The following is a 20,364-nucleotide window of genomic DNA, read 5'->3' on the forward strand; positions in this document are numbered from 1 at the left end:
TCTGAACTCTTTATCCCAGCCTCACAGCGCAGGGCTTCACTCGGTGTATATAGTAACGCCTTGGCGTTTGGGTGTCCAGTACTTTAGTCTGTTTTCGGGGCTGAAAATGGGTATTTGCCTTGCATATGGAGGCGTGATGGATATATTTGAACGCATGAATACAAAAATACTATATCTTGGCGATACAACACTGGATACGGCTGCAAGCTATCTTGCTGGCGTGATGAAACATTTTAAAATCGATTTTGATTACCGTCCTTCAGATCAGGCATTTATTGACGATTTGCTCGCCAAAGACTATGCGGTCATGATAATCAGTGATTATCCTGGCAGTAACTTCACCGCAGAGCAGTTGGAAGCAGTCGCAGAAAAGGTAAAAGCCGGTATGGGGCTGTTGATGCTCGGCGGATGGGAATCCTTCACAGGCGCAAACCATGAGTACACTGATACGCCGCTCAAGGACGTATTGCCCGTGGTTATGCAACCTAGTGATGACCGGATCAACAGTTCCGGGCCCTGCCTGATCGAGAAGAGTGTGGATCATGAGATCGTGGCCGGGTTGCCGTTCGAAAAGCATACGCCCGGCATCGGCGGGTTCAACCGCTTCCAAAGCAAGCCTGGCGCGAATACTATTCTGTGGTCGCGGCAGTTCAGAGCATTTCTCAAGGAAGGTGATGATTTCGAATTTGAACCTTTTGCTGAAGCCGAACCGCTGCTGGTGGTGAGCAATTATGGCAAGGGCAGGACATGTGCTTTTGCGACCGATGCAGCGCCTCACTGGGTAGGTGGTCTTGTCGACTGGGGAGATGCCCGGGTCGAATCACAGGCAGAAGGTGCCGAGGCGATCGAGGTAGGCAACTGGTACGCTCAGTTTTTTGCGAATATGGTCAAGTGGACCGCTAGGCAGATTTAGCTGTTTGCGAAAGTAGATGTGTAAATAAAAAAGGCAGGCCCGTGTTTTGCGGACCTGCCTTTTGTTTTGCGTATTAATTGGAACGCATGATTAGTTTACGTCTACAATGCGTTCTCTGTGCTCGAACCTGTGATAGTAGTTCGAAGGCACGTAGAGGTCGAAACCTACTGCACGGATGTATTCCTGTGCGCCGCCCTTTCGAACGTTTTCGATGAGCGAAGCGATCTGCTTCTGCGAAACGAACTTACCTATGCCGGCAAGCTTCTCTTCCAGGATGCTTTCCGGCGTTGTAATGCGCAACGTGGGCGGCTCGGGGAAGTCGCAGTAGACAGCCATCTCATGAACGTATGGGACCTTCGGCAGTGCCGGGCCGAGCTCGGGCCAGATGTCGCCTGCTGCATGGAACATGCTGATCATGAATTCTTCATATACTACCCGATGGTCGGGGTGAAGATCATTGTCTGTCGGCAGGAAGCACTGTGTCGGATTGATCTTACGAAGCCAGTATGTGAAGGAGTTCTGCAGGCCGGTATAGCCGCCGATAGTTGTAGGTCCTTCGCCCTCGGCCTTCTTACGGCCCTTATGCGCGTTGAGATTGCAGTCCGGGAAACCGAGCCAGATAATGTTTTCTTTGGGAACGCCTAGAGCCTGATAACAGTCGAAAGTTTCTTTCTTGCGGATCTCTACGATCTCGTCCTGCTCTTCCTTGCTGCAGTAACCCATTCGACCGTCGGTTGTGATAATGATGTACACGGGAACGTTTTCTTCTTCAAGCAGGCGCATCAAAAGGCCGCCGCCCAACACAGCGTCATCGTCATGCGGGCTGACAAACAATGCGCATTCTTCTTTGCCCTGCCAGTGCCTGGATACGCTTTCCAGAGTCGGGCCTACGCGTCTTTCCGTTCCTACAAGCCGTACGAACTCAGCTTTATCCGCCATATAAATTTCCCTTCGAAAGTGAATTATCAAATTTTAACGCAGAAGCCTATGCCCGGTCCGCAAGGCCTCTTTACGATCGATAGACAGGTTATCACCCTTGTGTCTGGTTTTCAACCCTGAAATGGCAATAAGCGTCAGTCAACCCTGCTTAGATACCTTGAAGTGATCTTTTGCAAGCGCAGCCGAACCAATTATACCCGCATCTTCACCAAGCGTAGCAAAGCATATCTCAAGCGATTCTGGTTTCATGGTCCAGATGTACTTGTCGAAATACTTCTGTATTTTTTCGAGAAGAAAATCGCCAGCCCCGATCATTCCCCCTGCGAACAGTATTCGTTGCGGCTGAGTGACATGAAGCATGTCGATACAGAGTATGCCGAGCGTCTTCGCTGTTCCGTCAACGATCTCATTAGCGAACTTATCGCCGTTCTTGGCGTGATCAAAGACCTGTTCGCATGTAACCGAACCGTCCTTTTTAAACAACTCGTTAAGTGAGGAGTCTACGCCGGCTTTCAGCGCGTCGTTTGCCCGGTCGGCAGTCGCACTTGCAGAGCCGTACGCTTCGGCACAGCCGTATTGCCCGCATCCGCATTGCCGCTCACCGTCAACGTATATAAGTATGTGTCCCAGCTCAGCGGCCTCATCGGTATAGCCGTGAACCAGCTTACCATCACAGATGATACCTCCACCTATACCCGTGCCCAGCGTGAAAAAGACCATGTGATTAACGTCACTGCCCGCACCGGCAACAAATTCACCCCAGGCTGCGGCGTTGGCATCGTTTTCCATGATGACGGTCTTGTCAAGTTTTTCAGACAAAAGCCGTTTCATCGGAACGTTCTCAAATGGCAGGTTCGGGGCAGAAAGAATAATGCCGTCGGTAAGATTCATCTGACCCGGTATTCCCAGTCCGACCGCCTTGACCTGGTCATATGCAATTTCATGTTGTGAAAGCACACTGTGTATAGTCGAAGAGATATTTGCTATCACTGCCTGCGGACTCAGGTCCTCACCACTTGGGACAGAGGTTTTGGTCACGAGGTTCAGCTCGCCGTCAAAACAGCCAAGCTTAAGGTTAGTGCCTCCAAAATCTACGCCTATGAAGAATTCTTTCATTCTGAAGTCCCGATTTGAGTACAGTTAGCTCTAATCGCCATAACCATCAGGGTTGGCATTATGGAATTTCCATGCGCTTTCGACTATTATCTCGAGCTCGGGAAAATCCGTGGTCCAGCCAAGCTGCTGACGAGCTCTTGAGGCATCCGCTGTGAGCACAGGCGGATCACCCGGTCGGCGATCTCCCGTTATTACAGTGAAATCCTTGCCCGAAACCTTTTTGACCGTTTCGATCACTTCCAGCACCGAGTAGCCCTTGCCGTTGCCCAGATTAAATATCAGTTCCGCTTCATCGTCAAGCTTGTCCAGTGCGAGCAGATGCGCCTTGCACAGGTCTTCAATATGAATGTAATCGCGAATACATGTGCCGTCATGAGTCGGATAGTCATTGCCGAAGATCTTAATATCTTCACGCTTGCCCATAGCCGCCTGAATGATCAGCGGTATCAGATGTGACTCAGGCTGGTGGTCCTCACCGAGTGTGCCATCTTCGCCTGCGCCGCATGCATTGAAATACCGAAGAGCGGCATAGTTCATTTTGCCGGTCTTGCTGAGAAAGCTGAGCATCAATTCAACAGCCCGTTTACTATCGCCGTAAGGGTTTATTGGCTGCTTTGCGATGTCTTCGGTAATGGGGATCGTTTCCGGCTCACCATAAACAGCCGCGGTAGAGCTGAAAACAAATTTGTTTACGCCTGTATCCACCATTGCCTGGAGCAGATTGCGTGCATTACAGAAGTTGTTGTAGTAGTAGCCCAGCGGATCAGCAACTGATTCTCCGACCTCTATGAATGCGGCAAAATGCATAACAGCATCGATACTATACTTCTTGATAGTTTCGACGAGAAGGTCATAATCAGCCAGGTCACCGCGGACGAATTGGGCATTACGAATCGCGGATTTGTGTCCCTTGCTAAGGTTATCATAAACGACGGGGTTATGGCCGTGGCGGGCAAGCATCGCGGTCATATTGGAACCGATGTAGCCGGCACCACCGCATACAAGGATGTTCATATTATTCTTTTCCTTCCAATTCCAGAATCTTGTTTTGAATACGATCGAGGATATCACTTGCCAAAGCGGGGTCATGACCCATTTCTTCCCACTCCGCCTGAGCTTCTGAAACCGAGAGCTCCTGCAACCTGGCATCTCCGCCGGTATAGTATCTTGGAAGCCTGGCCATGCCCGCTATGGGCTTGTCCGCTATCACCATGCGCTGCGTTTGCACTGAGGCATCGACGCACAGACCGCTTGCTGTTTCATTGAAAGTCAAAGTGGCCTGCCTCAATAAACTGTGTAGATTTGAGTTGGCGGCAGCCTGGGCGGTCGCATTGTCAGACCGCCAGAATTCGAAAAATTGACCGCCCCTCAATGGCTGTGTAATTATTACACCTTCTTCGGTATCCAGCTTATCGATCTCGAAACGCATGTCCGTCAGAACCTCTTCAGCGACCTGCATGGCATGTGCCTTCGTCTGCGAAATACCGCACAAAGGCTCCACCGGCACTTGAGTTCGGGAAGAAGCCGAGCAACCAACCAACAGGGTCGAGAAGGTTAAGATTAGAAAGCTAAATAAGACTTTTTTCATTTACAACACACCTGTCATTACCTGATAAGGATCAATAGGCTAACTGGAAAAAACCTTGCTTGAAGGGCTCAAGCATGTGAAATCCATATTTTTGGGGATTATAAGGCAAGGTTGGAGTTATCACAAGTACAATTCGAAAGCAAAAGCGGCTATTGCTGATTCAACTGAGGTAGATGCCAAGGGGTTCGGCTATGTTTGGAGAATCTCCGCCTATTTAGCCGATATGTTTCGGGTGGCTAAGTGCATGCCCACTGGTTATTTGACTGCATTAGGATTTCGACATGTCAGAGGCACAGATCCAAAAACTACACAACCGGCTCGGGGAAAGCGGCATAGGTGGTGAAGTTATTAAATTTATGCACTATCTTACGGTCGAAGCGGGTCTGTCTCAGAATACGCTTCTTGGCTACGGCAGAGACCTGCTTGGATTTGCTCAATGGTGTGAGGCTGAGTATGGGCTCGATTCAATTAGCGAACTCCGTGCCGAACACATTTACGGCTATGCCAGGCATGTTGCCAAAAACCTTCATTCAAAGGAAACATCAATAGCCCGCATTCTTGCTGCAATTAAGACGTTTCTTCGTTTCGGCATGTCGGTCGGGCTCATCGAAGATGATCTGACTTCTCTGATAGAAGGTCCCAAACCATGGCACAAACTGCCAATTGTCGCCAGCAGAGACAATGTCCTGAAAATGCTGCATGCACCCTGCGAAGAAGACGCCTTTTTTCTAAGGGACCGGGCATTGCTAGAGGTCCTTTACGCAACAGGCGCTCGCGCAAGCGAGATGGTCGATCTGCGGGTGAAAAATGTAAATTTGAAGATAGGGTATTTGCGTTGCACCGGTAAGGGTAACAAAGAACGGGTAATACCGCTGGGGCAGTCAGCCATTCGTGCGGTTGAGCAGTACCTGCAGCTCGAAAGACCCCAGCTTGCAAAGCCTTACAGCAGAGATTATCTGCTTCTTACCCGCACAGGCAAGGTTCTGGACAGGACGAATATCTGGCGGATCGTCAAAAAGTATGCAGCACGGGTCGGAATGCCTGAAAAAGTGAGTACTCACACATTAAGGCACTGCTTCGCGACTCATATGCTCTCTGGTGGAGCGGATCTGCGAAGCCTGCAGGAAATGCTTGGTCACGTTGACATTTCCACTACCCAGATCTATACTCATGTTGACCATGACAGACTCAAGTCGATACACAAAAAATTCCATCCAAGGGCATAAATGCTTGTAGGAACAATGGTTATAACTATAAATCTGCCTGGGATCCGGTCGCTGAAGGAAAAGCGCAAGATCGTCAAGAGCCTGGTCGAAAGGCTCAGGAACCGCTTCAATTTTTCAGTTTCCGAGGTTGCTGCCAACGAGAGCAAACTTCAGGCCGTGATAGGTCTTGCCATGGTTTCAGACGACGGAGTGCATATTGAACGGCAGATCGACAAAGTGAGTGAATTTGTGCATGCGGATGGGCGTTTTTTTGTCAGCAGGATCGAAAGGGAAATGTTCTCCGTGGAGGAGTGAGCTGCTTTTGTCGCAATGCGTTCGCAGCTATTTCACTGCCGTTGCGAGAATCTCTACTTTACCGCCTGCGGGTAACTGTGAAACTTCAAACGCCGCACGAGTGGGCGGATTTTCTGGAAAATACTCAGCGTAAACAGCATTTACTTCCGCGAAATCCCCCATGTCAGAAAGAAATACCTGGCATTGAACGACATTCTCGAGAGCCATGTCTGCCTCGCCGAGAATCGCAACAATGTTCTTGAACACCTGATGGGTCTGTGAAGCTACAGATTCCCCCACTATTTCACCAGTAGACGGGTCCAGGCCCAACTGACCGGATATATAAAGGCTGTCATCTACCAGCAAAGCCTGAGAATATGGACCAATTGCCTGCGGAGCTTTGGTCGTTTTGATGATTTTGCGTTGTTTTTTCAAGCGTCAGGAATTCCGCATCAAAAAGAAACTTACTCCATCAGATCGGCCGCAGGAGCCTTTTTCTCCCATCGCGACAGCTCTTCCAGCAGCGAATCGAATTCCGCCCTGCTGTCATGATTAGGGTCAACGGCCACTATATCGCGTTTCTTTTTTTCTCCATTCGATGGAATCGCGATCACTTTTTTACACTTATTACATCGCACCTTCTTGCCGGCGTACTCATCAGGCGCCTTCAAAGAAGTGCTGCATTTGCTGCATTTAAATTTAATCATTGTTCCCTCAAGACTTTTACCGCTAGCCGAACTGCCTGCCCCACGTTCAAAATTCACGGAGCCAGATCAAACGACCATCATTTTCAAGGTAGCAAATAACGTAGAGCTTAAATCCCTACCAATATAATATGTAGGCTGGGATGCATTTTTCGCTTATTACTTGCCGATTTTCCAAAAAAAGTACTACTTTGCGTTCCTCGGAGGCATATTCTCTGGAATCCAACCTTCACCTTGTTCAGAATGCAGTTTAAACCCGGCACTAAATACGTGCAAGAAAATCCTGCAATATTTGTACATTATATTACTTTTTGCGAAATATTGACCTTGTAAAAAAATCTTAGGAGACTATCATTTAATAGCAACCCTGATATTTTGTTAACCTGTCTGGAATGAAAAATGCCCAAAACAAGTACTGAGATCAAAGCACTGCAAGATGCGGTCACACGGGAAGTAGAGGCATACCTTTTCTACAAAAATCTGGCAGCCCGGACCAGAGATGAAGATTCCAAGGACATCTTTGAAATGCTTGCTCAGGAGGAGGTTCGTCACAAGGAGAATCTCGAGCTTGAACTGATGAAGAGAGGTTGTACAGTACAGGATCAGGGAGAACCCGACTGGCCCGGTCGCATCGCTGGGGAAGAAATGGGAAAGTTCGATTTGGACTACATCGACGCTCTTCGTATAGCTATCCAGAAAGAGGATAGTTCCGTACGCACCTACATCGAAATGGCAGCTTCAACCAAAGACAGCAAGGCCCTGGATATTTATCTGGGACTCGCAGAAGAGGAAATGCGTCACAAACTGCAGTTTCAGGCCGCTTACAATCGGGCCATGGAAGAATAACGGCCTTAGTAACCGCGAAAATCTATAAAGCTGTTACTAGAATGGCTCTCTGGGATTATCCAGACAAAAATCGACAAGTTCTTCAATTCTAGCAGTTCCGCCGCACATAACTTTGTCCGCCCCTCCCCAGTAGATCTTGACGGTGCCGTCTGGTTCGGGCACTGCAGCGCATGTAAAAACGACATTGTCGACATAACCGCTGACTTCCCACGGGTCTTCGGGTTGCAGTATCCATCGGTCGCCGACAGCTATAAGTCTGGCTGGATCGTCAAGGGCATGCATACAGACCCCGAGACGATAAACACTGCCGGACATGGTGGGGAATACACCGTGGTAAATGTTCAGCCAGCCGCGAGACGTTTTGATAGGCGGAGCACCTGGTCCTATCTTCATTTCGTCCCAGTGGTAGGTAACCGGCTTCATAATTACGCGAGATTCGCCCCAGTGGATAAGGTCCGGTGAATAGCTGATCCATACGGACCAGGGGCTGATGTCAGAATGCGGCCTGTCCAGTTTGACGTATTTGCCTCCTATCTTTTCCGGGAAAATGACGGTGTTGCGATAATCGGCCTGGGTGATGAATGCAACTCTTTCCAACGTAGTAAAATCTCTTGTGCGTGCCATGCCGATGCGTACACCATGAGGGCTGTAGGCAGAGTATGTAATGTAGTATTCGCCCTCTAACGGGTTGATCCTTGGATCCTCAACGCCGAAAGCTTCATATTCTGCAAATATGCCTTCGCTTGCCGGCGTCATGAAAGGTTCTGGGCGTACGGTGAACTTAATTCCGTCCTGTGAATCGGCGATACCGATGATAGATCGGCCGGTGTCGAGATGGGATCTGAAGAGCATTATGTACTTGCCCTGATGTTTGACCACACCCGCATTGTGAACCGTTTCGACTTTGTACGGCACATCGTCAGTCGTCAGTATGGGATTATTCGCGAACCGTTCGACGATAGGTTTGTGTTTCAATTGCGGTCTCCTTCAGCTCCTGTATTTTCTCCATATGCGGCTTTATGACACTTTTTCTGGTCTTAAGGCGTTCAAGCTCGAATATGCGCCAGTAGACCTTCTCATATTCACTGACCATGCATTTGATAGAAAAATTCTCTTCAACACGTTTTCGGCAAGCCCGGCGGTTTATCTTTGAAACCTTGCCGACCGCCTCGACGGCCTGGTCAACATTACCAACCAGATACCCCGTTTCGCCGTCAGAGATCACCTCTCGGCATGAACCGCGATCGTAAGCGATCACGGGCACCCCTGCCGCATTAGCCTCAGCCATAACAAGACCGAACCTTTCCGGAAGTTCGTTCAGATGGAGCAGGCAAAATGCCTCTTTGAACAATTCGTCACGCTCCAACGGCCCTACCGGACCTATGTACTCGATCTGCTTACCATCGACATTAGGTTTGACCATCTCTTCAAAATACTCGCGATCCTGCACGATCCCAGCCAGCTTAAGTTTTTTGTCGGTCCGCAATGCAACCTCTACCGCTAAATGGGTACCCTTGTCGGGATGTATCCTGCCCAACCAGACCAGGTAATCGCCCGGCTCTGGGGTAAAAGTCAGATTGGCCAGATCTATGCCATTGTAGACCGTTGCAAGATAAGGCAGATGCGGATCACGGTCCGAATCGCTTATCGATACGTAGTAGAGATCCTTGTATTTGCGGTAGACATCGAGAATCTTCGGCGAAGAGAAGCCGTGGATAGTGGTAAGCATAGGCGTTGAAATGTGTCTGCTGTAGGTAAGCGGCATGAAGTCGTAATTATTGTGGATCAGGTCGAATTTATGGGCATTTTCCATAAGTTCGCTAATGTGAAGGGCTTCCACGACTTTCGGTTCCAGCGTAGGGTCCTCCTCGTAGCCGTGAGGGACTACCGCGTGAAGTCTGGCTGATGTGACCGAATCAGCAGTTGCAAAAAGCGTCACATCCCAGCCGCGTCTGACTAGGCCCTCGGTGATATTACTCGCGACGGTCTCCCATGCTCCATACTGTCGGGGTGGTGTACGCCAGGCCACAGGTGAGAGCACGGCGATACGCTTTGAGGTGAACTGCATATATTGGCCTCCAACTACAACTCCATTGTATGCCGATTATACGCGAGAATAAGCTTGATTAAAAGAAAGTTAGGACGTAATTTTGTTTTTAGATCAATACTATGTTGCGGGGAAGAGAATTGAGGAGACACCATGCTAGTAGAGAGATTTGCCGAGAATCCGATCATCAGGCCACAAGATGTCACACCCAGCAGAGATGATAATGAGGTCGTGGGGGCATTTAATGCCGGAGCAACAGTGTTTCGCGGACAAATCCTGTTGCTGCTGCGTGTAGCTGAAAGGCCTAAGGACAAAGCAGCAGATGAGCAGGTCGCACCGATACTTAACCCGCATACAGGTGAAATTGAGCATTTCAGGGCGAAAAATGATGATCCTGCCGTTGAGATACCTGACTCGCGTTCGTTTTTCTACAACGGAAAGATCAACCTTACAAGCATTTCGCATTTGCGAATAGCTCGTAGTGATGACGGAGTACATTTCGAGATCGATGACCGCCCTGCCGTTTATCCGCAGACTTACTATGAAACATATGGGCTAGAGGACCCGAGGATCACACAGATCGGTGAGAAATGGTACATCACTTACAAAGTCGTTAGCGATCACGGCATCTGTACGGGGCTGCTTTCCACGGAGGACTTCGAGTATTTTGAACGGCACGGCATCATATTCTGCCCCGAGAATCTGGATGTAGTGCTGTTCCCTGAGATGATCCGCGGCGAATATTGGGCTCTTACCAGGCCTGTACCAATGTATATAGGCCCTAAGGCTATATGGGGTGCAAGATCGGACGACCTCATACACTGGGGCGGGCATTGCCCGGTTATCACACCAAGACCCGGTGAGTTTGACGGTGGAAAGGTGGGCGGAAGCTGCGTGCCCATCAAGACTGACGAAGGATGGCTGGAGATATACCACGGATCTGATATCGAAGACAGGTACTGCCTTGCTGCTGCCCTGCACGATCTGGAAGATCCGAGCAAGGTCATCGCAAGGTCAAAAGAACCGCTGATGCAGCCGGAAACTGATTACGAGATCAAGGGCTTTTACGGCAACGTCGTTTTTGCGTGCGGGCATGTCGAAAAGGACGGCGAGATAATCATCTATTACGGCGCCAGTGACGAGCATACCGCAGGCGCAAGGACGACGCTGGATAAGATCATGAATACACTTCAATAACTATTCAGCAAAACACACATGCAGGGTGACAATCGCTCGCAAGACAACGCTGCTGTGATCCAGTTTTGGCTCAAGTGCCATTATTTTACGTTAAAGTTACAACCTCATCATATTGAGGTACTGAAGTCTTCCAGCCGGTCTGCTGGGTGACATGATCAGCGAAGCTATTGGCGCTCTGTTCTTCGCCGTGAATAACAAAAACTTGTTTAGGTGCGGTTTTAAGGTTCTTGAGCCAGGCGAGCAGCTCATCACGATCCGCATGGCCTGAAAAACCATGTATGCGGGTAATCGTCGCATTCACGTCATATTGCTGACCGAGTATGCGAACCGGATTATCACCCTGGACAATACTTCTGCCCAGTGTGCCGACTGCCTGGTAGCCGACAAAAAGGACGGAGCTTTCCGGTCGCCAGATATTCTGCACGAGGTGGTGTTTGACTCGGCCGCCGGTGCACATACCAGAGCCCGCGATAACCATGACAGTGCCCTTGATGTTGTTAATAGCCTTCGATTCCTTGGTGGTTCGTACTAGTTGAAGGCCGGGGAATTCGAAAAGCGACTCATGACGAGCGACGAGTTCTTTCATCTCGTCGTCGTAAAGCTCCGGGTGCTTTTTGAAGACATCGGTTACCTTTACCGCCATTGGACTGTCCACAAAGGCGAGTATCGGCGGGATCCGGTCTTCGAGAAGGAGCTCATTCAAGTAGTACAAAACATCCTGTGCCCGCTCGACAGAGAATGAAGGGACAATGATGTTGCCGCCCTTCTGGTATGTCTCGTTGATAGCGTCGGCAAGATTGCCCTTGATATCATCCGTGCCCTCGTGCACTCGGTCACCGTATGTCGATTCGATGAATACATAATCAGCATGTTCGAATACCGCCGGGTCGCAGATGATCGGCCTGTCCCCGCGGCCGATGTCTCCGGAGAACAGCACCGTGCGATTTTCGCCGTCATCGTCACTGATCTTCAGCTTGATGGTAGATGCACCCAGAATATGGCCCGCGTTATGGAAGGTGGCCGTAACATATTCACCGATCTGGACGGGTTCTTCGTAAAGCACCGGGCTGAAAAGCGGTATCGTAGCTTCAGCATCAGCGGTAGTGTAAAGCGGTATAACCGGATGATCGACCTTTCTGCCCTCTTTACGGTGTCTTTTGCGCTTGAATGCAGCATCTTCTTCCTGCAGGTGTCCCGCGTCCATCAGCACTATCTGTGCAATCTCGGCAGTAGCGGCATTACAGTATATCTTGCCCTTAAATCCTTCCTCAACAAGCTTAGGGAGAAGACCACAGTGATCGAGATGGGCATGGGTTATCAATACCGCATCGATCGTGTGGGCGGGTACGGGGAAAGGAGCCCAGTTGCGGTCGCGCAGATGCCGTTCCTGATATAGGCCGCAATCGATGAGGATGCGTGTGCCGTTGACTTCGAGAAAATGTCTTGAACCGGTCACATTGCCGGCTGCACCGAGGAAATGTACTTTGGCTTCCATGAGATACCCTTACAAAGAATGATCAGAGCAAGCATTGTAATTAAGCGGTGCATAAAGGTCAACAATTTTACTGGTTAGATTCCTGTAATGGTGAAAATGACCGGCTATATAAATCACTTTTAGATGGTTGATAAAAGACATCAAGGCCATATAATGAATATGCAGCACTTACATGCAGACTCAGTTACGTAATTTGCAGCAAGATTTTTCATTAGACCTCAGGGAAAGGTTTGAATGAAAGAAGACAACGCCGGCACAATAATCAAGCTTAAGAGTCATATCAAGGTGCTTCAGCAGAGAATCTCGGAGCTGGAGAAGGCGGATGCACTCCATGAGCAGAGCATGCGTGCGCTTAATCGCAGACGTGAGCTCGGCCAGCTCATAACCAGCATTTCCAAGCAGTTCATTAATCTCCCCTTCGAGGAAGTAGATCAGGGCCTTGAGAAAGCTCTTGAGAGAATAGGGCTGTTTTTCGGATTAGACCGGGGGTATATATGCCTATTCACATGCGAAGGAGATTCGCTTGAGATCGCCCATTGCTGGAACAACAAAGGCATATCCTGTTTTGAAGAGAAAAGCCAGAAGCTGCAGCCTGATAGACTGCCATGGTTGATGAGACAGTTGCACAGCAATGAAATAGTCAAAGTGCACAATGTGGAAGTTCTGGGCCCGAATGCTTCGGCTGAGAAGGACTTCTGGTTGAGCCATTCAATCCGCTCTCTAGTATACATACCGCTGGTCCTTCGTAATGAGTTAGCAGGCTTCGTAGGGTTTGATTGCGTCCGTGAAGAGAGGCGATTTGATGAAGAGACAGGCGTCATGTTGAGCATCGTCAGCGAGATACTTGCAAACGCGATAGACAGCAAGAGGATCGAGACGGCAAGACGCGAATCAGAGGCCAATTACAGCTCGATATTCAACGCTGTAGAAGATTTGATACTCGTACATGACCTGGAAACGACCTGCATCATAGATGCCAATGACAACGCTATCGACCGACTGGGCCTCGACAGGCAAACGCTGGGCGAGACAAGACTAAAGGAGGTAATTGCAGATCGCAGTGAGAGCTCGGATGAAAAGATCAAAGATAATCTCACCAAGGTGCGGGCAGGAGAAACAGTACGTTCGGAAATCGTGCTCAAAGACAAAAACAACCGCCAGTTCTGGGGGGAAGTCAGCCTGAAAAAGGCGTTTATACAGGGCGCTGAACGTGCAGTGGCGGTGATACGTGACATCAGCGAGAGAAAGCGAGTGAATCTTGCTCTTTACATGAGCGAGCAGAGGTTCCGGGCGATAGCGGACCATACATATGACTGGGAGATTTGGGGGAGCCCAGGAGGAAGATGTATGTGGACCAACCCCGCAGTTGAACGCGTAACCGGCTACACTGTGCAGGAATGCATGGCGATGAAGGAGTTTCCAAAGCCTTTCGTCGTCGATGAGGATAAAGATCGCGTATACAACACGTTCGCCTCAGCAATGGAGGGCCATAGCGGGGACAACCTGGAATTCAGGATCGAACGCAAAGACGGAAGGATCATCTGGGGAGCGGCATCATGGACGCCGATTTACGACAAGAAAGGTGTCCAGCAGGGTTACAGGGCAAGCATTCGTGATATCACAAAGCAAAAGACCGCCGAGGAAGAGCTTAAAAAGAGCGAGGCCAGATTCCGGGCTGTTTTCGATCAGGCTTATCAGTTCATGGGTTTATTGACACCCGAAGGAACAATGCTCGACGTAAATTCCTCGGCACTGGAAGTCACATCAAAGAACAGAGATGATGTTATCGGGGAAACATTCTGGAAAACACCCTGGTGGTCGCATTCACAAGAAGAACGCAGCAGGGTTCGTGATAGTATAGTACGTGCCGGCCAGGGAGAATCCGTTCGTTTCGAGACCACGAACTGGAAAGCTGACGGTAATCTTGCATATATTGATTTCTCTATCAAGCCGATCAGGAACGAGGCCGGCGAGGTCGTGATGCTGATACCGGAGGGTCGTGACATCACAGAACGCAAAAAGATCGAACGGGCTCTCAAAGAAAGCCAGAGGCGCCTTTCGACGCTGATCAGCAATCTTCCCGGAATGGTCTATCGCTGCAGAAATGACCACGACTGGACCATGGAGTTTGTCAGCGACGGCTGTAAGGCGTTGACAGGTTATACCGCTTCGGAACTGACCTTGAATGCAAGCATGGAGTATGGGAAATTAATACATGAAGAGGATCGTGACTTTGTATGGGAAGAGGCACAGAAAGGTATCAATAGCCGCAAAGCATTCAGGTTGAAATATCGAATCGTACGAAAAGACGGCGAGGTACGCTGGGTCTGGGAACAAGGCAGAGGCGTTTTCAATGAATATAACGAGTTAGTTGGGGTCGAAGGCGTAATATCCGATGTCACGGAACAGCACGAAGTGGAAATCGAGCGAGAGGAGCTGCTTCGAAGCCTGTCGGAAAAGAATGACGAACTTGAAAGTGTAATATACGTGAGCTCGCATGACCTGAGGGCTCCTCTCGTAAATATCGAGGGATTCAGCGGGGAGCTCAGTAATTCTATCGATCAGTTCAGGGAGATCATCGACAGCGGAGGCGTTCCGGAGGATACGAGGGCCAGGCTCCTCGAGATGCTCGATGAGGACATTTCCGAATCAGTTGGGTTTATCAAGTCAAGCACACGAAAGATTGACAACCTGTTGCGGGGCCTGACGCGACTGTGCCGCGTAGGAAGACTGGATATGCATCCTCGAAAGCTTGACATGAATAAACTGATGAAAAATGTTCTCGCCAGCGAGTCAGAACAGCTCGATGCTGTGCATTCGCAGGTTGAGGTCGATGATCTGCCGCCCTGCCGAGGCGACGCCGACCAGATAGCTGAGGCTTTCGCGGACATAATTGATAACGCTGCAAAATACGTTTCTCCTGAACGCGAATCAAAGATAAGAGTTACAGGTTGGCGGGATAATGGCACTGTAACCTATTGCGTGGAAGACAACGGAGTTGGAATTCATTACAGCCAGAAGGAAACCATATTCGAGATATTCCACAGGATCGATCCGGAGGGAAATGTCAAAGGACAGGGCCTCGGCCTGACGATCGTCAAGCGTATAGTCAATCGGCATGGGGGAAAGGTCTGGATAGAATCGCTGGAAGGCATGGGAAGCAAGGTCTTCGTGAAACTGCCGAACGTTTAGACAGAGAATTCAACTGAGAACTTCGATGACGCTTACGGGAACTTATCTTGAATGAGCACCAAAGAAAAACGGGAAAAAGCTTAAATGATGAGGACAACTGCCGCATCTCTGTGATCATCCCCGTACTGCACGAATCTGCTGTCATCAACGAAACAGTACAACATGTTTTCTCTATTGACGGATCAGAAGACTGCGAAGTGATCGTTGCAGATGGATCGGATAATGCAGACACCCTGGGGGTAATCAAAGATGGACGAATCACAAAAATGCAGTCATCACCCGGTAGGGCAATTCAAATGAACGCAGGAGCAAACGCTGCCTGTGGAAATGTGCTTGTGTTCCTTCACGCTGACACCTTTTTGCCCAAAAATGCATTTACAGTCATAAAAAATGCAATCTCTAAGCAGCAATACGCAGTAGGTGCTTTCAAGCTGGGATTGGACTCAGACAAACTTACAATGAAGATAATAACTGCTTTGGCAAATTTGAGAAATCGAATCCTCCGCATCCCCTACGGTGACCAGGCGATCTTCATCAGAAGAGAACTCTTTGAGGAACTGGGAGGATTCCCAGCCATACCCCTGATGGAAGATATCGAACTGATGAAAAGGCTCAAACGCAAAGGCTGCAAGGTGTTTTTTTCGAAGGCCAAGGTTACAAGCTCAGCACGGAGATGGCAGAAAGAAGGGCCATGGCGATGTTCTGCACGCAATTTGATAATATCTGCAATGTATCATCTGGGAGTACCGGCCGAGCGATTGGTTAGATTCTACAGGAGTTAAAATGGCAGCACCTAAAGAGCATTACTCCGATAAAAGCTTTCAAGAGATCGTCAGCGGCATTTCGCCTGCCCTGCTGAAGCTGGACAGGCTGGAAACCCTTCAGGTCAATCTGGGCAACAGATGTAATCAGCAGTGCAGGCACTGCCATGTTCAGGCCGGTCCCCGCGGCAACAAGATCATGACGCGAGGGGTCATGGACAGCATTGTCTCGTTTGTAAAGAAGCATGGCGATCTTACAGTAGATATGACTGGGGGATGCCCGGAGATGAATCCGCATTTTTCATATTTCATGGAAGGCATTACTGAGGTTGTAAATCATATTATAGCGCGTACCAATCTTTCCGTATTTCTCGAAAACGACTATGACTGGGTCCCGAAATATTATGCTGATCACGGAGTAACCATCGTCGCTTCGTTGCCGTGTTACACCCAAGACAATGTTGACAACCAGCGGGGGCAAGGCGTGTTCGACAAAAGCATCAAGGCGATTCGTATGCTGAATAAACTTGGCTATGGGCAGGAGGATAACCTGGAGCTTGATCTTGTTTACAACCCAGCAGGCGCAACGCTTCCGCCTCCGCAGAGCGATCTCGAAGTAGACTATAAAAAACATCTGATCAATGACCATGATATAGTGTTCAATAAACTTTTCACGATCACAAACGCGCCGATCGGAAGATTCAGGCAGATACTTACAGAGCAGGATGAACTCGACTCTTACATCGCAATGCTGCGTGAAAACTTCAACAGCGAGGCCGCCCAGCAGATCATGTGCCGAAAACTGCTTAGCGTGGATTATCGCGGAATTGTCTATAACTGTGATTTCAATCAGGCATTAGGACTTCCTGCGATAGATGGATCAGGCTCAGTAATAACCATGGACAATCTAGAATCCGCAATGCGCGGAGAAATACGAATAATAACAGGTTCGCACTGCTTCTGCTGCACCGCTGGTGCAGGATCGAGCTGTACCGGCACCCTGGCCGGCAGCAAAAGCGGCGATGCTTAAGAATGGGGGCAAATACGATGTCTACACACAAAGGAAATTGTACTGCAATATTCGTGAAGTATCCCGAGCCGGGTAAGGTCAAGACTCGCCTGGGGAATCAGATCGGACATGACCAGGCAGCAGAACTCTACGGCAATTTTGTACTGGACATGATCGACGTATATCGCCAGGCTGATTGCCATTTGCGGATATTCGTAGATCCATCGAGCGACCGGGAGTTGTACAGAGAGTGGCTTGGAGACGACCTGACATATGCTGCGCAGACAGGCAAGGGTCTCGGAGAGAGAATGCTCAACGCCTTTGAGGAGATGTTTGCTGAAGGATTTTCAAAAGCGATCCTGACCGGTTCAGACATCCCCGATCTGACTGTGCAAACCATAAATGACGCATTCACCGCACTTTCGGAAAATGATGTCGTACTCGGGCCAAGCAGTGACGGCGGTTATTACTTGATTGGTTTTCGCGAAGCAAGCTTTGTGAAAGAGGTCTTCAAAGGCATATCCTGGAGCACGGATTCGGTGCTCGATGAAACCTTGAGCAAATTTACCGAACACGCTCTAAGTGAGCACATACTCGACCTGTGGCATGATATTGATACCAAGGAAGACCTGATCGAACTGATTTCGCGAAACAAGGACACCGCTTTCATGGATTCCAGAACTGTACGTTATCTGCACCAACATACAGATATAACCTTCGCTGAACACTAGACTTGACAGGAAGAGTGAGACCTTGAACAAGTACGACGTGGCAATCATCGGAGCTGGTTCTGCCGGGCTGGTAGCATGCAAGGTCGCTAACGGCCTGGGCAAGAAAACCGTGCTCATAGAGAAGGAGCATATCGGTGGGGACTGCACATGGTTCGGCTGCATCCCGAGCAAAACCCTTGTGCAGGCTGCGAGAGCGGCTCATGAATCCAGACGATTAGATCGTTACGGAATTAAGACACCAAATCCGCGTGAGCTGGACTGCTCTGCCGTAATGGACCATGTCAGAAATATCCGAGCAAAGGATGCAGCCGAGCATTCGCCCCATAGCATTGAAAAAGAAGGGATTGATTTCATCGAAGGCAGCCCGGAGTTTTTGGACGCCCATAAAATCAAGGTCGGCGACCGAACAATCACGGCCAAAAAATTCATACTCTGCACCGGTTCGCATCCGTTTGTCCCGCCGATAGAAGGGCTGGCGGATGTGGATTACCTGACGAATGAAACACTGTTCGAAATAGAATCACTGCCCACGTCCTTGCTCATACTCGGAGGCGGGCCCATTGGAAGTGAAATGGCGATGGCCCTGAACCGCCTAGGTGTTCAGGTAACCCTTGTCGAGAAAGGCGACTGCGTCTTGAGCAAGGACGACGAAGAGCTTACCTGCAGGCTGGCAGAGATAATGAAGGACGAAGGTGTCAGGCTTCTTAAGAATGCAAAACTGACCAAAGTGGAAAAGACTGAAAGCGGTATTCGGGGAACGGTAAGACACGCAAATGAGGATATCGAGGTAGATGCCGAACGTGTATTTGTATCAGTCGGACGCAGGGCGAGCCTGGAAGGTCTTGCACTTGAAAAGGCTGGAGTCGAGTACGATGACAAAGGCGTCAAGGTCGATTCAAGACTGAGAACGACGGCCGGTAATATCTTCGCCTGCGGCGACATTGTCCCTCCATTCCAGTTCACACATATCGCTGAATACGAAGCTGTAATTGCTGCAGCTAATGCCTCGCTGCCGTTCGCAGTAAAGAAAGCTGATTACGAGCACATCGTCTGGACTACATTCACCACGCCGGAGGTTGCTCACGCGGGCATGGCCGAACAGCAGGCTCGCGACAAATACGGCGACAAGGTGAAAATTTACCGCTGGGACTGGAAGGATGTTGACCGCGCCAAAACTGATCTTAATACGCAGGGCTTGACAAAGGTCGTATGCGACAAACGGGGAAAAATACTCGGCGTGCACATACTCGGGCACAATGCCGCCGAGGCCATGCACGAATGCCAGTACGCCAAATGTATCGGCCGTAAATTCAGCTCCATCGCCAAAATCGTACATGCTTATCCCTCATATTCGGACGCTGTAAGACAGCCTGCAAAGAAAGCTCACATTGAACAGCTCAGAAACAATCCAGCCGTCAAGGTGGCCCAAACCCTTGCAAGCAGAAAGGTGCGGAACAGACTGCTGCTTCTGTTAGCGGCAGCAGTGATACTGATCAGCCTTCGATTCGCTGTGGGCGACAAGCTTTCTCTGGAAAACATTCAGGCCAATGCGGACAGGCTCGTAGAGGTCGCAAACCGTCATTATGCGATGTCAGTTCTGGTATACATAGGTGTATACATTATTGTAGCTGCGTTCTCCTTACCCGGCGCAGCCGTGCTGACCATCGCCGCTGGTTTCGTCTATACCGCCCTGCCGGCAGCGATATACACCAATGCTGGGGCGACAGGCGGGGCATTTTTGGCGTTTCTGTTTGCCAGGTACATCGCAGGCAATTTGCTGCAGAAACGTTTTGCAAAGAAACTGGCCAGGTTCAACAAGGAACTCGAAACACATGGAGCACATTACCTGCTTACACTGCGATTCATACCGATTTTTCCATTCTTTCTGATCAATCTTTGTGCCGGACTGACCAAGGTCAAGGTCTGGACATTTATATGGACAACATCGCTTGGAATTTTCCCTGGCTCCTTGATATATGCCTTCGCGGGCCAGACATTCGGTACGATCGAGTCGGTCAGGGACATCTTCTCATGGCAGGTATTAGCGATGTTCACTCTTCTGGCCTTGCTCGCCATCGTCCCGGTCTTGTACCGTAAATTCATCAGCCCCAGACGTGAGTCGAATAAGACAAAAGCAGCCAACACCTGAGCACTTAACCCGTCCCACGTAATTGTAGCACAAACCCTTTCATACTACATTTTTGTAGCGATACTGCCATCTCGCTACATTTTTGTCGAACTACAACAGAGACATCGCAATCAGCACACACCCACATAACTATATACCTAACAACAGCTTACATTCTTTTTGTAATTATTTTTCTTTT

The 20,364-nt window shown here is 49.5% G+C and carries 19 protein-coding genes; 10 read left to right on the forward strand and 9 right to left on the reverse strand.

What is annotated here, in order from left to right:
* Positions 1 to 106: 106 nt before the first annotated feature.
* A complete protein-coding gene (locus STSP2_RS11610) occupies positions 107 to 913 on the forward strand; it encodes a glutamine amidotransferase (protein ID WP_146662836.1) in 807 nt (268 codons plus the stop codon).
* A 90-nt stretch (positions 914 to 1,003) separates the two neighbouring features.
* On the opposite strand, the gene STSP2_RS11615 is transcribed toward STSP2_RS11610, so the two are convergent.
* The 4 genes from STSP2_RS11615 to STSP2_RS11630 form a co-directional block, all read right to left on the reverse strand.
* Positions 1,004 to 1,852: a PIG-L deacetylase family protein gene (locus STSP2_RS11615; RefSeq protein WP_146662838.1), complete on the reverse strand. Its 849-nt coding sequence runs from the start codon at positions 1,850 to 1,852 to the stop codon at positions 1,004 to 1,006.
* A 138-nt stretch (positions 1,853 to 1,990) separates the two neighbouring features.
* Positions 1,991 to 2,968 (reverse strand): ROK family protein, encoded by a 978-nt coding sequence (locus tag STSP2_RS11620; RefSeq protein WP_146662840.1) that lies wholly within the window; start codon positions 2,966 to 2,968, stop codon positions 1,991 to 1,993.
* 30 nt (positions 2,969 to 2,998) lie between these two features.
* Positions 2,999 to 3,982 (reverse strand): UDP-glucose 4-epimerase GalE, encoded by a 984-nt coding sequence (gene galE, locus STSP2_RS11625; RefSeq protein ID WP_146662842.1) that lies wholly within the window; start codon positions 3,980 to 3,982, stop codon positions 2,999 to 3,001.
* Between the two features lies 1 nt (position 3,983).
* Complete coding sequence (locus tag STSP2_RS11630) at positions 3,984 to 4,556, reverse strand: hypothetical protein (protein ID WP_146662843.1); 573 nt, start codon at positions 4,554 to 4,556, stop codon at positions 3,984 to 3,986.
* Between the two features lie 281 nt (positions 4,557 to 4,837).
* Here STSP2_RS11630 and STSP2_RS11635 point away from each other — a divergent pair, with 281 nt between their 5' ends.
* Together STSP2_RS11635 and STSP2_RS11640 are read left to right on the forward strand one after the other, a co-directional pair.
* Positions 4,838 to 5,782 (forward strand): site-specific tyrosine recombinase, encoded by a 945-nt coding sequence (locus tag STSP2_RS11635; protein WP_146662845.1) that lies wholly within the window; start codon positions 4,838 to 4,840, stop codon positions 5,780 to 5,782.
* The gene (locus STSP2_RS11640) at positions 5,783 to 6,076 is read left to right on the forward strand and encodes a DUF503 domain-containing protein (protein ID WP_205847884.1); all 294 of its coding nucleotides are present in this window, start codon (positions 5,783 to 5,785) and stop codon (positions 6,074 to 6,076) included.
* A 27-nt stretch (positions 6,077 to 6,103) separates the two neighbouring features.
* Here STSP2_RS11640 and STSP2_RS11645 read toward each other — a convergent pair whose 3' ends face one another.
* A complete protein-coding gene (locus STSP2_RS11645) occupies positions 6,104 to 6,490 on the reverse strand; it encodes a RidA family protein (RefSeq protein ID WP_146662847.1) in 387 nt (128 codons plus the stop codon).
* A 29-nt stretch (positions 6,491 to 6,519) separates the two neighbouring features.
* Complete coding sequence (locus tag STSP2_RS11650; protein WP_146662849.1) at positions 6,520 to 6,762, reverse strand: hypothetical protein; 243 nt, start codon at positions 6,760 to 6,762, stop codon at positions 6,520 to 6,522.
* Between the two features lie 396 nt (positions 6,763 to 7,158).
* On the opposite strand from STSP2_RS11650, the gene STSP2_RS11655 reads away from it, so the two are divergent.
* Positions 7,159 to 7,605 (forward strand): ferritin family protein, encoded by a 447-nt coding sequence (locus STSP2_RS11655; protein WP_146662851.1) that lies wholly within the window; start codon positions 7,159 to 7,161, stop codon positions 7,603 to 7,605.
* A gap of 36 nt (positions 7,606 to 7,641) precedes the next feature.
* Here STSP2_RS11655 and STSP2_RS11660 read toward each other — a convergent pair whose 3' ends face one another.
* Positions 7,642 to 8,580, reverse strand: a complete 939-nt coding sequence (locus STSP2_RS11660) for a glycoside hydrolase family 130 protein (protein ID WP_146662853.1) — start codon at positions 8,578 to 8,580, stop codon at positions 7,642 to 7,644.
* Entirely contained in the window at positions 8,543 to 9,673 is a 1,131-nt protein-coding gene (locus tag STSP2_RS11665) for a glycosyltransferase family 4 protein (RefSeq protein WP_146662855.1), read from the reverse strand. The genes STSP2_RS11660 and STSP2_RS11665 overlap by 38 nt, the downstream gene beginning before the upstream one ends.
* Before the next feature lie 132 nt (positions 9,674 to 9,805).
* On the opposite strand from STSP2_RS11665, the gene STSP2_RS11670 reads away from it, so the two are divergent.
* Positions 9,806 to 10,849 (forward strand): glycoside hydrolase family 130 protein, encoded by a 1,044-nt coding sequence (locus tag STSP2_RS11670; protein ID WP_146662857.1) that lies wholly within the window; start codon positions 9,806 to 9,808, stop codon positions 10,847 to 10,849.
* 85 nt (positions 10,850 to 10,934) lie between these two features.
* Here STSP2_RS11670 and STSP2_RS11675 read toward each other — a convergent pair whose 3' ends face one another.
* Positions 10,935 to 12,344: an MBL fold metallo-hydrolase RNA specificity domain-containing protein gene (locus STSP2_RS11675; RefSeq protein WP_146662859.1), complete on the reverse strand. Its 1,410-nt coding sequence runs from the start codon at positions 12,342 to 12,344 to the stop codon at positions 10,935 to 10,937.
* Positions 12,345 to 12,578: 234 nt separating this feature from the next.
* Between STSP2_RS11675 and STSP2_RS11680 the strand changes: the two genes are divergently transcribed.
* From STSP2_RS11680 to STSP2_RS11700, 5 genes are all read left to right on the forward strand, one after another.
* Positions 12,579 to 15,536: a PAS domain S-box protein gene (locus STSP2_RS11680; protein ID WP_146662861.1), complete on the forward strand. Its 2,958-nt coding sequence runs from the start codon at positions 12,579 to 12,581 to the stop codon at positions 15,534 to 15,536.
* 110 nt (positions 15,537 to 15,646) lie between these two features.
* On the forward strand, positions 15,647 to 16,318 hold the full coding sequence (locus STSP2_RS11685) for a TIGR04283 family arsenosugar biosynthesis glycosyltransferase (RefSeq protein ID WP_236782755.1): 672 nt from the start codon (positions 15,647 to 15,649) through the stop codon (positions 16,316 to 16,318).
* A gap of 1 nt (position 16,319) precedes the next feature.
* Positions 16,320 to 17,327, forward strand: a complete 1,008-nt coding sequence (gene arsS, locus STSP2_RS11690) for an arsenosugar biosynthesis radical SAM (seleno)protein ArsS (RefSeq protein WP_146662865.1) — start codon at positions 16,320 to 16,322, stop codon at positions 17,325 to 17,327.
* Between the two features lie 17 nt (positions 17,328 to 17,344).
* Complete coding sequence (locus STSP2_RS11695; RefSeq protein WP_169853180.1) at positions 17,345 to 18,037, forward strand: TIGR04282 family arsenosugar biosynthesis glycosyltransferase; 693 nt, start codon at positions 17,345 to 17,347, stop codon at positions 18,035 to 18,037.
* Positions 18,038 to 18,059: 22 nt separating this feature from the next.
* A complete protein-coding gene (locus STSP2_RS11700; protein ID WP_146662869.1) occupies positions 18,060 to 20,186 on the forward strand; it encodes an FAD-dependent oxidoreductase in 2,127 nt (708 codons plus the stop codon).
* Positions 20,187 to 20,364 lie beyond the last annotated feature (178 nt).

This window comes from Anaerohalosphaera lusitana, from assembly GCF_002007645.1.
Classification (GTDB): Bacteria; Planctomycetota; Phycisphaerae; order Sedimentisphaerales; family Anaerohalosphaeraceae; genus Anaerohalosphaera; species Anaerohalosphaera lusitana.

Excerpts from the sequence above, each read along its gene's own strand:
- STSP2_RS11630 (WP_146662843.1), bottom strand. The coding sequence starts at position 4,556 with ATGAAAAAAGTCTTATTTAGCTTTCTAATCTTAACCTTCTCGACCCTG.
- STSP2_RS11675 (WP_146662859.1), bottom strand. The coding sequence starts at position 12,344 with ATGGAAGCCAAAGTACATTTCCTCGGTGCAGCCGGCAATGTGACCGGT.
- STSP2_RS11670 (WP_146662857.1), top strand. The coding sequence starts at position 9,806 with ATGCTAGTAGAGAGATTTGCCGAGAATCCGATCATCAGGCCACAAGAT.
- arsS (WP_146662865.1), top strand. The coding sequence starts at position 16,320 with ATGGCAGCACCTAAAGAGCATTACTCCGATAAAAGCTTTCAAGAGATC.
- STSP2_RS11680 (WP_146662861.1), top strand. The coding sequence starts at position 12,579 with ATGAAAGAAGACAACGCCGGCACAATAATCAAGCTTAAGAGTCATATC.
- STSP2_RS11695 (WP_169853180.1), top strand. The coding sequence starts at position 17,345 with ATGTCTACACACAAAGGAAATTGTACTGCAATATTCGTGAAGTATCCC.
- STSP2_RS11610 (WP_146662836.1), top strand. The coding sequence starts at position 107 with ATGGGTATTTGCCTTGCATATGGAGGCGTGATGGATATATTTGAACGC.
- STSP2_RS11615 (WP_146662838.1), bottom strand. The coding sequence starts at position 1,852 with ATGGCGGATAAAGCTGAGTTCGTACGGCTTGTAGGAACGGAAAGACGC.
- STSP2_RS11655 (WP_146662851.1), top strand. The coding sequence starts at position 7,159 with ATGCCCAAAACAAGTACTGAGATCAAAGCACTGCAAGATGCGGTCACA.
- galE (WP_146662842.1), bottom strand. The coding sequence starts at position 3,982 with ATGAACATCCTTGTATGCGGTGGTGCCGGCTACATCGGTTCCAATATG.
- STSP2_RS11635 (WP_146662845.1), top strand. The coding sequence starts at position 4,838 with ATGTCAGAGGCACAGATCCAAAAACTACACAACCGGCTCGGGGAAAGC.
- STSP2_RS11640 (WP_205847884.1), top strand. The coding sequence starts at position 5,783 with ATGCTTGTAGGAACAATGGTTATAACTATAAATCTGCCTGGGATCCGG.
- STSP2_RS11650 (WP_146662849.1), bottom strand. The coding sequence starts at position 6,762 with ATGATTAAATTTAAATGCAGCAAATGCAGCACTTCTTTGAAGGCGCCT.
- STSP2_RS11665 (WP_146662855.1), bottom strand. The coding sequence starts at position 9,673 with ATGCAGTTCACCTCAAAGCGTATCGCCGTGCTCTCACCTGTGGCCTGG.
- STSP2_RS11620 (WP_146662840.1), bottom strand. The coding sequence starts at position 2,968 with ATGAAAGAATTCTTCATAGGCGTAGATTTTGGAGGCACTAACCTTAAG.